This window comes from Acinetobacter gandensis (assembly GCF_001678755.1).
In the GTDB taxonomy this organism is placed as follows: domain Bacteria; phylum Pseudomonadota; class Gammaproteobacteria; order Pseudomonadales; family Moraxellaceae; genus Acinetobacter; species Acinetobacter gandensis.
Map to the genome: position 1 here is coordinate 26693 of NZ_LZDS01000026.1, position 14668 is coordinate 41360.

Annotated in this window: 16 protein-coding genes; 1 reads left to right on the forward strand and 15 read right to left on the reverse strand. The window is 39.6% G+C overall.

Annotated features, from left to right (window positions below; all coding sequences use genetic code 11):
• Positions 1-14: 14 nt before the first annotated feature.
• The 12 genes from A9J31_RS10130 to A9J31_RS10185 form a co-directional block, all read right to left on the reverse strand.
• Positions 15-839, reverse strand: a complete 825-nt coding sequence (locus A9J31_RS10130) for a DUF4198 domain-containing protein (protein WP_067765124.1) — start codon at positions 837-839, stop codon at positions 15-17.
• A gap of 145 nt (positions 840-984) precedes the next feature.
• Entirely contained in the window at positions 985-1638 is a 654-nt protein-coding gene (locus tag A9J31_RS10135) for a MiaE family protein (RefSeq protein WP_067765127.1), read from the reverse strand.
• A 14-nt stretch (positions 1639-1652) separates the two neighbouring features.
• Positions 1653-2378 (reverse strand): pyridoxine 5'-phosphate synthase, encoded by a 726-nt coding sequence (gene pdxJ / locus A9J31_RS10140; protein WP_067765130.1) that lies wholly within the window; start codon positions 2376-2378, stop codon positions 1653-1655.
• A gap of 9 nt (positions 2379-2387) precedes the next feature.
• Positions 2388-3104 (reverse strand): DNA repair protein RecO, encoded by a 717-nt coding sequence (recO, locus tag A9J31_RS10145; protein WP_171256693.1) that lies wholly within the window; start codon positions 3102-3104, stop codon positions 2388-2390.
• 8 nt (positions 3105-3112) lie between these two features.
• Positions 3113-3313 carry an NF038104 family lipoprotein gene (locus tag A9J31_RS10150; protein WP_067765136.1) on the reverse strand — a complete coding sequence of 67 codons (201 nt, stop codon included), beginning with the start codon at positions 3311-3313 and terminating at the stop codon, positions 3113-3115.
• Between the two features lie 32 nt (positions 3314-3345).
• Positions 3346-4374: a GTPase Era gene (era, locus tag A9J31_RS10155; RefSeq protein WP_067765139.1), complete on the reverse strand. Its 1029-nt coding sequence runs from the start codon at positions 4372-4374 to the stop codon at positions 3346-3348.
• Positions 4374-5072, reverse strand: a complete 699-nt coding sequence (gene rnc, locus A9J31_RS10160) for a ribonuclease III (RefSeq protein ID WP_067765142.1) — start codon at positions 5070-5072, stop codon at positions 4374-4376. Before rnc ends, era begins: the two co-directional genes overlap by 1 nt.
• The gene (locus tag A9J31_RS10165) at positions 5044-5415 is read right to left on the reverse strand and encodes a DUF4845 domain-containing protein (protein ID WP_067765145.1); all 372 of its coding nucleotides are present in this window, start codon (positions 5413-5415) and stop codon (positions 5044-5046) included. The genes rnc and A9J31_RS10165 overlap by 29 nt, the downstream gene beginning before the upstream one ends.
• Positions 5416-5435: 20 nt before the next feature.
• Complete coding sequence (lepB, locus tag A9J31_RS10170; protein WP_067765148.1) at positions 5436-6263, reverse strand: signal peptidase I; 828 nt, start codon at positions 6261-6263, stop codon at positions 5436-5438.
• A 21-nt stretch (positions 6264-6284) separates the two neighbouring features.
• Entirely contained in the window at positions 6285-8102 is a 1818-nt protein-coding gene (lepA, locus tag A9J31_RS10175; RefSeq protein WP_067765150.1) for a translation elongation factor 4, read from the reverse strand.
• 178 nt (positions 8103-8280) lie between these two features.
• A complete protein-coding gene (locus tag A9J31_RS10180) occupies positions 8281-8748 on the reverse strand; it encodes an acyl-CoA thioesterase (RefSeq protein WP_067765152.1) in 468 nt (155 codons plus the stop codon).
• Between the two features lie 120 nt (positions 8749-8868).
• Positions 8869-10251 carry a Do family serine endopeptidase gene (locus A9J31_RS10185; RefSeq protein ID WP_067765743.1) on the reverse strand — a complete coding sequence of 461 codons (1383 nt, stop codon included), beginning with the start codon at positions 10249-10251 and terminating at the stop codon, positions 8869-8871.
• A 227-nt stretch (positions 10252-10478) separates the two neighbouring features.
• On the opposite strand from A9J31_RS10185, the gene nadB reads away from it, so the two are divergent.
• Positions 10479-12125, forward strand: coding sequence for an L-aspartate oxidase (nadB, locus tag A9J31_RS10190; protein ID WP_067765154.1), 1647 nt, complete (start codon positions 10479-10481; stop codon positions 12123-12125).
• Between the two features lie 53 nt (positions 12126-12178).
• Here the strand turns inward: nadB and A9J31_RS10195 are convergent, their stop codons facing one another.
• The 3 genes from A9J31_RS10195 to A9J31_RS10205 all read right to left on the reverse strand — a co-directional run bounded on the left by A9J31_RS10195 (position 12179) and on the right by A9J31_RS10205 (position 14637).
• Entirely contained in the window at positions 12179-13045 is an 867-nt protein-coding gene (locus tag A9J31_RS10195) for an arginase family protein (RefSeq protein WP_067765156.1), read from the reverse strand.
• An 11-nt stretch (positions 13046-13056) separates the two neighbouring features.
• Positions 13057-14022, reverse strand: coding sequence for a hypothetical protein (locus A9J31_RS10200; RefSeq protein ID WP_067765158.1), 966 nt, complete (start codon positions 14020-14022; stop codon positions 13057-13059).
• Between the two features lie 195 nt (positions 14023-14217).
• A complete protein-coding gene (locus tag A9J31_RS10205) occupies positions 14218-14637 on the reverse strand; it encodes a PaaI family thioesterase (protein WP_067765746.1) in 420 nt (139 codons plus the stop codon).
• Positions 14638-14668 lie beyond the last annotated feature (31 nt).

Below are 14668 nucleotides of genomic sequence, written 5' to 3' on the forward strand. Positions count from 1 at the left end.
AGGGCTTTTTTTGTTTAAATCACATTAAAACTCAACGTATATTTATAGCGTTTCAAATCATTTCCTTTGTTTTCAAAAGGCTGTTGATAGTCTATTTTTAATAAATATTGACCTTTATCGGCAATATTAAAATTTAACATTCCATCTTTGTCAGTCTTCAATGTTTTATAAACTTTGGCTTCGCGACTAAAATCAGTTGTTTGAACCAAAATTTCAACAGCCAAGTCTGCTATTGATTTCTTTTGATCTAAAACTTTAAATTGTACAGCCTGATGCTGCTGTATAACATTCGGATGAGTGATAAATTGCACATCAAACCCATCATGTAAATGATGAACGACTGCATTTGTAGTTGCTCGACGCGACACAAAAGTTTCAATAATTTCTTCAGTTTGAACCGTCTTAATTTGTGCTTTCTTGGTTAAATCTGCGCTATAAACAACATTTGCATTCGCAGCTTTGTTCACATCACGTGTGCCATTAATCAAGTTTTTCCACTGCTTTTGATCTAATGCAAAACGTGCCGTACTACCCTGCTTTATACCACGAATGCGATAAGTACCATCTTGCTTGTTCTCTAAGCTGTAGCTACTTAAAGTCTGAGTCTTCGCCCAATCCGTATCATTTAAATGTATTTTTTCGCCTGAAGGCGTATGTATATGAAAGTTAAAATTTTTAATCGCAATTTCTGAAACAAACGGATTGTCATAAAAACCTGACACGATTGCACTATGATTATTAAACGTCTGATAGCTTAAAGGTGCAACATAAGGATAATGTGCATTTACTTGCCCCATAGAAAATAATGCCAAAGCAAGTAAAGAGATTTGTAGTTTCATAATGACTAAAAATTAAAAAATTTACTGATTCTAAATTCCCTACCAGTAATTGTAAATGATTCTTATTTTTAATTACTTTAAGTGTATAAAAAATCCTCCATTAAGGAGGATTTTTTAATTCACCAACAAAGCTAAAAAGCACACTTTAAGCAGCTTGAGCCGGCACACCACTATGAAAACGGAATAATTCGTCAGGCGAACTAATCAAGTTTTTTTCTACTTCACGAATATGTTCGATACGCATTTGAATATCTTCTTTTGGATTTTTCAACTTATTGGTCGTTGCAACATCCATCGCCAGCGCAAGATAATCCTCATAATGACGTGATTCAGATTTCAGTAAGTAGCGATAGTAACGCCCTAACTCTTCATCGACATGTGGTGCAAGCGCATAAAAACGCTCGCAAGAGCGTGCTTCAACAAAAGCGCCGATCACCAATATATCTATCAGTGCTTCAGGCTCATAAGTGCGAACTTCTTTACGCAAACCACCTGCATAGCGGCCTGCACTAATTGCAGTCCACTCTTGACCACGCTTCGCCATCAATTCTAAAACTTGCTCATAATGCAACATTTCTTCACGCACCAGTTGCGCAAGCTTTATTTGCAAATCCGAAAAAAAGCTATAGCGAAACATCAAGTTCATTGCTGTACTTGCTGCTTTCTTTTCACAATTGGCGTGATCCTGCATGAGGATATCCAAGTTGTTCAGCGCTTCATCTAACCACGCTTTAGGTGTTTCACAGCCCAAGAAGCCAATGACTGGCTTCATCAGAGCATCGTAATCAATATTCGACATAGACTTTACTTAAATTAACGTGCAGCTTTAATTGCAGCTTTCATTTGCTGTACAGCTTGCGCCAAACCAATAAACACTGCATCCGCAATAATAGAATGACCAATATTCAATTCATGAATTTGTGGAATTTTGGCAATCGCAGTGACATTTTCCAAATTTAAACCATGGCCTGCATTGACAATTAAGCCTTTAGAAGCAGCATATTCCGCACCAGCGATAATGCGCTCGAGTTCATGTTGCTGTGCTTCAGCCGTTTCAGCATCCGCATAAGCACCTGTATGCAATTCGATAGTAGGTGCACCACAAGCAATTGCGGCATCAATCTGCGCAATATCAGCATCAATAAATAACGACACTTCACAGCCAATTGCAGCTAGCGCCTGCGTTGCTTGTTTGACATCTTCGAAATGCCCCACAACATCTAAACCACCTTCGGTCGTCACTTCCTGACGTTTTTCAGGAACAAAACAAACATAATGCGGTTTAATTTCCTTAGCGAATTCCACCATTTCAGGTGTCACAGCCATCTCAAGATTCATATGAGTCTTAAGCACTGGACGCATACGACGTACATCATCATCTTGAATATGACGACGATCTTCACGTAAATGCAATGTAATGCCTTCTGCACCAGCTTGCTCACAAATCAGTGCTGCATTCACAGGATCTGGATAAGTCGTTCCACGCGCCTGACGTAAAGTAGCCACATGGTCAATATTCACACCAAGTAAAGCAGCCATAATAATTTCCTAATGACGTTGAATTTGAGAATTTTGAATCCACAACTGACGGCTTTTTAACGGCCGATCTCCCAACAGAGACGTGATCATTTGTCGATAGAGCTTAGAGAGTAATTGTAACTGTTCAGGGCTAAATTCCCCACCCTTTTCATAATTACACATACTTAAAATATGTTGCCCCAACAATGAGGCACGAGATGGTTTTATAATTGGCTGGAAGCCATCATTTAATTGAAAGTGATAGTGTTCATTTGGCTGTATTTCCTGTTGATTTGCATCCATAGAATAATCTAAAGGAAAACCGAGTTCTTCAAGCAATTCATGCTCAAACTGCCTTAAAATCTGTCTTAAAAATACATCCGGCTGAGCCTGTTCAGACATCGTTTGTAATTGCGCAAGCGTTTTCGCATATTGTAAAAATGTTTGCGGCATTTCAACTTCAAGTGGACAAAGTCGAAGTAAAACTTCATTTAAATAAAAACCAGAAAAAAACGCATCGCCATAAAAAAATATAGGCTTATTTACGATTTCTAGTTTACTGAAGTTTTTCAGTTCAGACTTACCCGATGCCTGCACACAAATTGGTTGGTATTGGGGTGGCGGAGTTTGTCGCAAAATGCCATCCACACGGCCATGCTCCTGTGTGAACAAATGCACAATGTGACTTTTTTCGCGGTATTTACGATGGTGAATTAAATAACCATGCAGTACTTCATTACGCATGATTTAAATAGTTAATCCTTATTTTTTTTCTTATCAGATTCTTCTTCATTTTCATCATCCCCATCGGGAATGACCGCACCTACAACTGCTGCTGTACCTTTGACAACACCCTTTGTCGTCTTATAAGCCACTTTGACAGGAACAGTAACGATCTTATGAATACACCCTTGTAGAAACAAAACACATGCTACAACAGCCAAGACTTTCATCATTACTCTTCCCTCAAAGTTTCTATGCTTAGTGATTAGATATCACTATAGCCCAAGCTTTTCAATGCACGTTCATCATCAGACCAACCACCTTTAACTTTTACCCAAAGTGTCAGCATGATCTTTTGTTCGAACATTTTTTCCATATCAACACGCGCATCCATGCCAATTTTCTTCAGCTTGGCGCCCTTTTCACCAATCACAATTGCCTTTTGACCAGAGCGATCAACAAAAATAGTCGCATCGATATAGGTACATGCAGCTTTAGGACGACCCGTTTTCGGGTTAACTGTTGCTTCTTCCGTCTTAAATGATTCAATTTGAACGGTTAAATCATAAGGAAGTTCCTCACCCAATTGACGCATGATTTTTTCGCGAATAATTTCAGAAGCAAGGAAGCGCTCTGAACGATCCGTTAATTGCTCAAGTGAATACAACGGCGGTTGGAACGGCAAATATTTTTCAATCGTGCTACGCAAATGATCCAAATTCGCACCACGAAGTGCTGAAACTGGAACAATTTCTGCAAAATTCATCAATTTTGCGCGTTCTTGTATTAAAGGTAATGCATGGTTTTTGTTTTCTAGCGTATCAATTTTATTGATCACTAGAATCACAGGCATATCAGCATTTTTTAGCTTTTCAAGGACCAAATCATCATTCTGTGTCCATTTGTCTGCATCAATTACAAACAGAACTAAATTCACGTCGCGAAGTGCTGAGTGCGCTGCACGATTCATCATTTTATTGATGGCACGTACTTCTTTTTTGTGCATCCCTGGAGTATCTACAAATACTGCCTGAGATTTTTCACGTGAATCAATACCCACAATTTTATGACGTGTGGTTTGTGGCTTACGCGAGGTAATCGAAAGTTTTTGACCCAAAATATGGTTCATTAAGGTCGACTTACCTACGTTTGGACGACCGACGATCGCTACAAAACCACTCTTAAAATCTGCCGGAATTTCCGTGCCTTGTGCACTAAAGAACTGGCTAATTAAATCGTTACTGTCGCCTTGCGACTCGTGATCAGCATCAACGTGATCGGAATGAGTAGTCATTAAGACTTTTTCTCCAAAATTTCTAAGATTTCTGCCGCTACTGCTTGCTCAGCAAAGCGACGGCTTGATCCTTCACCGTATTTAACAGGCAGACCCACCACGGTACATTCCACTTTGAAATGTTGATTTGGTGCGTCACCCTGAATATCTACAACCTCGTAAACCGGGAGAGGTTTTTTACATGCTTGTAAATACTCTTGTAAACGTGATTTAGGGTCTTTCAGTTGATCAGTAGGTTCAATATGATCTAAATATGGAACGTACCATTTCAAAACAATAGGTTCTAAAATTTTGAGATCCTGACAATCGACATAGATAGCTCCAATGATCGATTCTACTGTATCCGCCAGTATAGACTCACGATGATGACCGCCAGATTTCAATTCACCTGTGCTTAGAATTAATTCTTGGCTCAGTTTTAAATCATTGGCGATTTTACCTAGGGCTTCCTGACGAACAAGCGTCGCACGCATACGCGTTAGACGCCCCTCGTTCTCATGCGGATAAGCATGATACAAATAATTGGCAATTATCATTCCCAACAATGAGTCGCCTAGATATTCTAGACGTTCATAATTGGTTTTATGGCTCACCGATCGGTGGGTCAAGGCCAGTTGTAACAATGCAGGTTGTTTAAACTGATAACCGATACGACTTGCTAAACGAGCTTCATTTAGCTTGGACTGAGCTTTGATCAAAACTTTTCTCGAACTTCAACACAATATCAATATTCAATAAGAAAGGTTTTCTTATCTCATAATCTTTTTTCACTTGTAGACCATCTACATTTGTGACTTGAGCAATATCCTTAAAGTTTAAATCACGCACACCATTCATATCTAGACGCTGAGACATCTGAGATTCAAATTTAGATGGCGCAATATTTTTAGGACTACTCTTCATTAACGCTTCAATTTCGCTGTTAACCAAGCGGTCATCAACATACGGTCCCCAAACCGCAATTAAAGCCTTTGCTAAAAAAGCAAAACCAATCACCGCAATTAAAATTGCGATATAAGACGTTCCCCGTTGATGTCTCATTTTATTTTCCTGATGTAAGACTAATCAATACTACCATTACGACTAAATGAAGGTAGTTTTAAACCAGGTTCCTTATGCATCCACTTATAAAAAGCACGTCCAGTTAAATTTTCTTCAGGTACAAAACCCCAGAAACGACTGTCAGCACTTTGATCACGATTATCCCCCATCGCAAAATAGTGACCTTCAGGAACCTTAACTTCCCAATATAAACCATTTTCAGTCGAATATTTACCATTTTCAACATAGTTGATAAATGGTGCTTGACGGGCAACATTCACCCCTTCAAGTTCACGCATGGTAAATGTATGCGTACCCATCGTTTCTTTGTGATAAATCGCAGTAGGCGTATCTAAAGTATCTTTTTCACGGCTAAGTTCAACTGGAACTTTTGCCACTTTTTGACCATTAATACTGAGCTGCCCATGATCATAAACAATATGATCGCCTGGCAAACCTACAACACGTTTAATGTAACTAATGGTTGGTTGTGGCGGGTAGCGAAATACGATGACATCACCACGTTCAGGCTCACCCACATCAATAATTTTTTTATTGATAATTGGCAAACGAACACCGTAGTCAAATTTATTCACCACAATAAAATCACCGGTTTCTAGGGTTGGAACCATAGAGTCAGATGGAATATTAAAAGGTTCATATAAGAAAGAACGTAAAATTAACACCACGGCCAATACAGGCCAGAAATCATAAGCCCATGTGATAATGACATTTTCATTGCCTTTACCTTTTGTCTGTCGTTGTTTCCAGACCAATTTATCCAACAGCCACACCAAGAAAAAGATGACTGTGACAGGTACAAGGATCAAATTAAAATCAAAATCCATGAGCTCATTTACCTCTTTTTATTATCTGTCTACTTTCAATACAGCAAGGAACGCTTCTTGCGGGATTTCAACACTACCCACTTGCTTCATACGTTTCTTACCTTCTTTTTGTTTCGCTAAGAGTTTCTTCTTACGCGATACGTCGCCACCATAACATTTCGCCAATACGTTTTTACGCATTGCTTTGACAGTCGAACGAGCAATGATTTGTGCACCAATCGCAGCCTGAATCGCCACATCGAACATTTGACGTGGAATTAAGTCTTTCATTTTTTCCACAAGTGCAATACCGCGATGGCGCGCATCTTGACGATGGCAAATCATGGCCAAGGCATCAACCTTATCACCATTAATTAACACATCTACCTTAACCAAAGATGAAGACTCAAAACGCACAAAGTTATAATCCAATGATGCAAAGCCACGTGAGCAAGATTTCAATTTATCAAAGAAATCCATGACCACTTCAGCCATTGGAATTTCAAAGGTAATTGATACTTGGTTCGCCATAAACTTCATATCTTTTTGAACACCACGGCGCTCAACACACAAAGTCATGACATTACCTAAGTATTCTTGAGGCACTAAGATATGACACTCTGCAATCGGTTCACGTAAGTCTTCAACCGTTGAACCATCAGGCATTTTAGATGGGCTGTCGATATAAATGGTTTGACCATTTTTCATAACTGCTTCGTAAATTACGGTTGGTGCAGATGAAATAAGATCTAAATCGTATTCACGTTCCAGACGCTCTTGTACGATTTCCATGTGCAGCATACCTAAGAAGCCGCAGCGGAAACCAAAACCTAAAGCATCCGAACTTTCAGGTTCAAAGAATAAAGCCGAGTCATTAATTTGTAATTTATGTAATGCTTCACGGAATGGTTCGAAATCGCTTGCATCAATTGGGAACAAACCTGCATAAACCTGCGGCTTCACTTTTTTGAAACCTGGTAAGCTTTCAACTTCTGGTGTTGTTGCAAGTGTGATGGTATCACCGACTGGTGCACCAAAAATATCTTTAATACCAGCAATAACGAAGCCTACTTCACCCGCTTCAAGCACGCCTGTTTCAGTATGTTTTGGATTGAAGATACCTACAGATGTAATAATGTGCGTTTGGCCTGTTGATTTCATCAACATTTTGTCGCCTTTACGCACACGACCTTCTTTCACACGTACTAAAGAAACCACACCTAAGTAGTTATCAAACCAAGAGTCGATAATCAAAGCTTGTAACGGCGCTTCACGGTCACCTTGCGGTGCAGGAATGACATTGACTAGTGTTTCAAGCACACCTTCAATCCCCAAACCTGTTTTTGCCGAACAAGTTGGTGCTTCAGTTGCTTCAATCCCGATAATGTCTTCAATTTCTTGAATCACACGCTCAGGCTCTGCTTGCGGTAAATCAATCTTATTTAATACTGGAAGAACTTCCAAGCCCTGTTCGATCGCGGTATAGCAATTTGCTACTGATTGAGCTTCTACACCTTGCGCAGCGTCAACAACCAATAGCGCACCTTCACACGCAGCCAATGAACGAGATACTTCATAAGAGAAGTCAACGTGTCCTGGTGTATCAATAAAGTTGAGTTGATACTCTTCACCGTTTGGATGCGTGTAATACAAGGTAACAGACGCAGCTTTAATCGTAATACCACGTTCACGCTCAAGCTCCATAGAATCAAGAACCTGTGCTTGCATTTCACGATCTTGTAGACCTCCACAAGTTTGAATAAATCGGTCCGCTAGCGTCGATTTACCATGATCAATATGCGCAATGATCGAGAAATTACGAATGTTTTTAATATCAACAGATTTTTTAGCTTGCGCCATGGGCTACCTTGAAAAAAATAAAGCGCTATACAATCAATATTTAATGCATAGCAAAAGCCGAATAGAAATTGCGAAGGATTATAGCAGATGGATTTTTCAAAGTATCGAAAATAATTCAAAGCTTTTAGAGAGAGCATCATTCTGCAAAAATGATGCGGCAAAATACGTATTGTTTAGGTTATTCAGCTTTATTTCCACCATCATCATACTGACTAAAATCCATAGGATTTTCTGTAGATGCTAAAGGTTGATAAGCTTGAGTAAACGTCGGGGACATACGCTTTGGACGGCCTGTAGCAATTTCAATGCATGCCCACTGGGTGTTGGCTGTAAATAAAATCGCTTTGTCTTTAGGGCGATAAAATACATATTGACGGAAAGAATACAATGAATTGATATCATTCAACCATGTCCGCAAAATGATTTCTTCACCTTCAAATGCTGCTTTACGGTATTGCACATGATGTTCAACAGCCACCATGGCATGCTTCAATTCAATATATTCTTTTAAGCCTAAACCCAAAGCTTCAATATGTGCTGTTGCGACATCTTGCATCCAACTGACATACACCACGTTATTTACATGATTTAATGTATCGATATGTTCAGCTTGAACTGTAATTTTTAAATCAAAGATATCGCTCATAGCGTCCTGCAAATTTTAAACTATGTCCCACAGTCTACTCATTTTTATCTAAGGGTAAATTGCAAAAACACTAAAGTTAAAAAAACCACTCGCTTGGAGTGGTTTTAATTTAGTAACTCATTACTGAATGCGCATACCAACAATGGCGCTTTGCCCTTCACGGATTAACGAAACACGTGCAATACTGCCATTTTTCAAATCAGAAACTGCTTTAACAAAGTCTTCAGAGTTATTCACGACTTTGTTATTAATTTGAGTGACGACATCACCCGGCTGGATACGCGCTTGTGCTGCAATACCACCTGCACGAACATCCTGAATGAGCACCCCACCTTTTAATTTTAAGCGAGATGTTTCATCTGCTGTCAGATTGCGAATTGACACCCCTATCACAGGTCCTTTACGTACAGGAGTCACTTCAGCTTTGGCTAGTGTATCATCCGGTGCTGTAATTAAAGTTGCAGAAATATTCTGACGCTTATCATCACGTAACACTTCTAATTGAATTTTTTGGTTCGGCCCTACGCGGTTTAGGTAATTGAGTAATTCACCGGTACGTGAAATTGGGGTGCCATTGAATTTTAAAATTACATCACCCGCTTTAAAACCGGCTTTGGCAGCAGGTGAATTTGGCGCCACTTGCGTAATCAATGAACCTTCTGGTTTTGACAAATTATAAGATTCCGCCAAATTGCGATCGACATCTTGCAACATCACACCTAAATATGCACGCGTCACTTTACCGTTTTTCTTCAACTGATCTGCTACATCCATCGCAACATCAATCGGAATAGAGAATGACAAGCCCATATACCCCCCCGTACCACTAAAAATACGAGAGTTCACACCAACTACCTCACCCGACTGATTAAAAAGCGGACCACCTGAGTTACCTGGGTTTAAAGCCACATCGGTCTGAATAAACGGAACTGAAGTTTCCCCCATCATGTTACGCATTTTTGCACTAACAATACCCGCCGATGCCGAATAATCAAAACCAAACGGAGAACCAATCGCAAGTACAGGCTCACCCACACGCAAGCGATCAACATTGCCTGTGCGAAGTTCAGGGAAATTACTACCATTCACTTTTAATAAGGCAACATCAGTGCGCTCATCGCTCCCAACGACCGTTGCATCAATTTCACGACGGTCATTCAACACAATCGTAACTTTAGACGCATCCTCAACCACATGATGATTTGTCAATAAATAACCATCTTTACTGATAAAGAATGCACTACCGTAACCTGTTTTTTCTTGTGGTGCTTTTTGTTGTGGAATAATGACCTGATTACCAAAGAAGCGGCGTAAAATTTCAGGAACCTGCTGTTGTAATAGTTCTTCTTGGCTTAACTTTTTAACAACATTTACACTCACAACCGCAGGGCTTACCTGCTCGACTAAATTCGAAAAATCCACAGGGCCAGCAGCTTGTGTCTGTGCTGTTGCAACCGTAAATACTGCTGCATACAATCCTTTTTGTAAGTACGATTTGTTCATTTTTAGCATTCACCCAATTGTGCTTATCATTTGAAATATGTTTGTTTTTATCACAAAGCAAGTCTTTGCTTCGTAATAAAATGTTGGATCAATTCTTAAGAATATTATCTTAATTATTCCTTAAATATTACACATCTATGAATATTTTTCATTATTCTTAAACATTCATGCCCTTGCCTTTTTGATCAAAAAACGTTGTGATGATCGGATATTTTTAAAATTAGCTGATGGACATGTCTAATTTAAACACTACACATCATTTTGATGTGATTATTGTGGGAAGCGGTGGTGCAGGCCTGAGTTTGGCACTTTCACTGCCAGATCATTTCAATATTGCAGTACTCGCAAAATCGACCCTGACCGATGCCAGTACCTATTTTGCCCAAGGCGGCGTAGCGGCAGTACTCGATAAAACTGATTCGATTGAACAACATATTGATGACACGATGATTGCAGGTGCGCATCTATGTGAATTCGATGCAGTTAAACAAACGGTCAAAGGTGGAAAACCTTCAGTAGATTTTTTACTTAATCAAGGTGTGCAATTTACCTTAGATGAACAAGCACAATTACACCTTACTCGTGAAGGCGGTCACTCTCAGCGACGCATTATTCATGCAGCAGATGCCACAGGTCGTGCTATTTCCACAACATTGGTTGAACGTGCACAAGAAAAAGCCAATATCCATATTTTTGAAAATTTTATTGCGATCGATTTAATCACCAGTCAAAAGCTGAACCCACACGCTGAAAATCGTGCCCTTGGCCTGTATGCACTGGATGAAAGTAATGAAAAAGTACATACCTTCCTAGCACCATTTACAGCACTTGCTTGTGGTGGAGCCATGAAAGCATATTTATATACATCCAACCCCGATATTGCGACTGGTGACGGTATTGCCATGGCCTATCGAGCAGGTTGCCGTGTTGCCAATATGGAGTTCAACCAGTTCCATCCAACCTGTTTATATCACCCGCAAGCACGCTCTTTCTTAATTACCGAAGCCATGCGCGGTGAAGGTGCATATTTACGTCTACCAGATGGTGAGCGCTTTATGCTACGTTTTGATGAACGTGCTGAACTTGCCCCACGGGATATTGTGGCGCGTGCGATTGACTATGAAATTAAACGTCTTGGTATTCGCCATGTATGGCTAGACATTACCCATCAACCCGCGGAATTTATTACAGAACACTTTCCAACACTGTATGCACGCTTACTCGAATTAGGTATCGATATTACCAAAGAGATGATTCCTGTAGTTCCTGCAGCACATTACACTTGTGGCGGTGTCGTTGTCGACGAGAACAGTCAAACTGACATTTCAGGTTTGTATGCGATTGGCGAAACGTCCTATACCGGACTTCATGGTGCCAATCGAATGGCCAGTAACTCTTTACTTGAATGCTTTGTTTATGGCATGAGCGCAGCAAAACATATTCAGGAAAATTTTAAAGCAGATCAACCAATATCTACAATACCGGCATGGGATGATTCACAAGTAACCAATCCAGATGAAGATGTGGTGATTTTGCAAAACTGGGATGAATTACGCCAAACCATGTGGAATTACGTCGGTATTGTTCGTACTACAAAGCGCCTCCAACGTGCCCTACACCGCATTGAAATGCTTAAGCGTGAAATCACCGAGTACTATCAAGATTATCAAGTCAGCAAAAACTTAATTGAATTACGCAATTTAGTCTTGGTATCAGAAATGATTGTTCGCTGTGCCATGGAACGTAAAGAATCACGTGGCTTACATTTTACTTTGGATTATCCAGAACAAGCAGATGAACTGCGTAAAACAGTGTTAACACCACCTGATTTCACGGTTGATTGCCCTGTAGTCAATACTGAGTTAGTCTCTTAAAACTTTTAAATCAAAAAAGAAGCCGCACATTATGTCGGCTTTTTTTGATTTTACTATCCATAAATATGTAGCGCAGCTTTGAAAGTTTCTAAGTGCAGATTTACCAAATCATCCATCTTCTGATAGCCCCCAGCCAATACAAACATCAACGGTATATCTGCACGTTTAGCCAAGTTAAAGACCATTTCTTCGCGTTTTTGTATCAAAGCGGTGCTAAACCATGATGAACCAAAAGGGTCAGCTTGATGACAATCCATCCCTGCTTGATAAATAATTAAATCTGCACCCCATGCTTTAGCTTGCTGTATTCCTTCATGTATAGCCAAAGTATATTGTGCGAAATTTCCACGATCTTTATGCACATGCCGTGTTAAAGAACGTTCATAAGTAGGACAACCAAAATGTAGCCCATAAATACTAAAATTAAAAAGGTTCTCTAACCGTCTAGTAAACTCAGCTGTGCCATTCCCCCCATGTTGATCGCAATCGAGTACAAAGATTTTTTTATTCGGATTCTGCTGTGCCACCAAAGCCAAACCATTGAATGTGCAAAATGATCCACCGTATTCATACACTGCATGATGAAAACCCTGTGCAACATTTGCAGCAATGCCTTTTTGCAAAGCCATTTCTGCTGCCATCAACTGCCCTGCATTGATTCTCAGCACTGCATCTCTAAGCTGGGTATTCCAAGGCTTAAAGCCTGAAAAGGTCGCAAGCTTAGTGGGCTTCCCTGTCATAAATGCGTCCACATAAACAGGATCATGCACTTGGCTTAAAATTTCAGCGTCAATACACTCAGGTTCATATATTCGGATGTTCTGACATTGTTCTAAAGCTGTTCCAACTGCTAATAATTTTTCCATACTATTGGTATGGGTATGAGCAAAATATTTTGGCGAAAAGCATACATCTAACATGATGGAAACACTCAAAGTTGCGCTATTGCCACATCTATTAATTGCTGGAGCTCAGTCGTACCTGGACTATACAGACCATTATCCACTTGCTGCTGAAAATGCGTGCTGAATGCACGTTTTCGATTTTGTGGCGACACGGCCAAAGTCGTTAAGCGTAAAAACCACCAACCAGAAATGGCCTGATAAGGAATCACAAAACCTTTAAACTCCCGATTTTGTCGTTTTTCAACTAATTGTTCAGCATCATAACTCACGGAAAAAAGTGAACCTGCTGGAATACGAACACCATTCATGAGTACAGGTTTCAAACTGATACAAGAATGGTTATCCCCCATATTTAATTTTTCCATAAATATGGGCTGACCGTGTACATCTACAAAAATATTAATTTCACCGTTACGTAATACACGTCGATGTGCGATTTTTAAAAAGAAATTTTCAGCCATTGGACATGAGCCAACTTTTGGCTTATCAACCAGTGCTTGCACTTCAACAATTTGGTTTTCAATCGGGGATTTTGGCAAAATCACATCTTCAATCAAGGAACAAATAAGCTGACTTTCTTCTAAATTTGCATGTTGCTGGATTTGACGCAAACTTTTTTGGAGACGTAATTCTTTCTCTAAAACATCGCAAAATTCTGTAGCTTGTTCAGATTGATTCAATTGCTGAATATTTTGATTCAAATCCAGATTACGCCAACTTGACAAATCTACATGATATGCACGACTTTGATCTAAAATTTTGCGTAAACCGTGCGTGTCATATTGATCAAAAAGTTTAAGATCTTGAAATTCATGTGATACGCGCGGCACATTAATATATTCAGCTAACACACGTGTGGCTTGGGTATAGCCACAGCCACGTCGTTCAGTTTGATGTGAGTAATGCTCATTCAACATTTCTGTCAATTTTTCTGACAAAGGATATGCATGATCCTGAAAGAGCCGAACAACTTCATGTGCAGTAGCAGTCATGTATTTAACCAATCAAATCTGTGATTCAATTATAGATTTAAAACAGCACTTATGAGTTGATTGATTTCTACTAAGCTTTTGAAATTATGCAAATAAAAATACACTACGCAGAAAATTCACCAACCAATGCACAATTTATTTAGACAGACTGCTGCATTTTAATCCAATCTAATGGATCAACTGCATATTTTCAGTTCAATATCGCTGCGGAGGAATCGAATAGCTACCGGTAATATGAGCCACAGGCTCTTCAACACCCTCTGAATAAACCAATACCTCACCATAAATGATACTTTTACCGACCTTAAGTAATCGACATTCTCCCCGCAAGTCTTTATTCGCCTCAGGCTTTCTTAAGAAGTTAATATTCATACTTGTGGTGACTGCAAGTCCGACAATTCCAATCTCTGCAAGTATTGCCACATACAATGCAAAGTCCGCCAAAGTCATCATAGTCGGGCCTGAAACAGTATTGCCAGGCCGCAAATCTTTTTCAGTCACATGCCAAATTAAAGTGGCAGCCTTTTCACCAACTTCTACGATAGTGCAATGCTTTAAACTTGGTGCAAATTCAGTTTCAAGGAAATTAATAATCTCCTGTTTTGTAGCATGCATAAAAATCATCCATAACTTTTGCTATGAATGA

Excerpts from the sequence above, each read along its gene's own strand:
- A9J31_RS10130 (WP_067765124.1), bottom strand. The coding sequence starts at position 839 with ATGAAACTACAAATCTCTTTACTTGCTTTGGCATTATTTTCTATGGGG.
- A9J31_RS10135 (WP_067765127.1), bottom strand. The coding sequence starts at position 1,638 with ATGTCGAATATTGATTACGATGCTCTGATGAAGCCAGTCATTGGCTTC.
- pdxJ (WP_067765130.1), bottom strand. The coding sequence starts at position 2,378 with ATGGCTGCTTTACTTGGTGTGAATATTGACCATGTGGCTACTTTACGT.
- A9J31_RS10150 (WP_067765136.1), bottom strand. The coding sequence starts at position 3,313 with ATGATGAAAGTCTTGGCTGTTGTAGCATGTGTTTTGTTTCTACAAGGG.
- era (WP_067765139.1), bottom strand. The coding sequence starts at position 4,374 with ATGACTACTCATTCCGATCACGTTGATGCTGATCACGAGTCGCAAGGC.
- A9J31_RS10165 (WP_067765145.1), bottom strand. The coding sequence starts at position 5,415 with ATGAGACATCAACGGGGAACGTCTTATATCGCAATTTTAATTGCGGTG.
- lepB (WP_067765148.1), bottom strand. The coding sequence starts at position 6,263 with ATGGATTTTGATTTTAATTTGATCCTTGTACCTGTCACAGTCATCTTT.
- lepA (WP_067765150.1), bottom strand. The coding sequence starts at position 8,102 with ATGGCGCAAGCTAAAAAATCTGTTGATATTAAAAACATTCGTAATTTC.
- A9J31_RS10180 (WP_067765152.1), bottom strand. The coding sequence starts at position 8,748 with ATGAGCGATATCTTTGATTTAAAAATTACAGTTCAAGCTGAACATATC.
- A9J31_RS10185 (WP_067765743.1), bottom strand. The coding sequence starts at position 10,251 with ATGAACAAATCGTACTTACAAAAAGGATTGTATGCAGCAGTATTTACG.
- nadB (WP_067765154.1), top strand. The coding sequence starts at position 10,479 with ATGGACATGTCTAATTTAAACACTACACATCATTTTGATGTGATTATT.
- A9J31_RS10195 (WP_067765156.1), bottom strand. The coding sequence starts at position 13,045 with ATGTTAGATGTATGCTTTTCGCCAAAATATTTTGCTCATACCCATACC.
- A9J31_RS10200 (WP_067765158.1), bottom strand. The coding sequence starts at position 14,022 with ATGACTGCTACTGCACATGAAGTTGTTCGGCTCTTTCAGGATCATGCA.
- A9J31_RS10205 (WP_067765746.1), bottom strand. The coding sequence starts at position 14,637 with ATGCATGCTACAAAACAGGAGATTATTAATTTCCTTGAAACTGAATTT.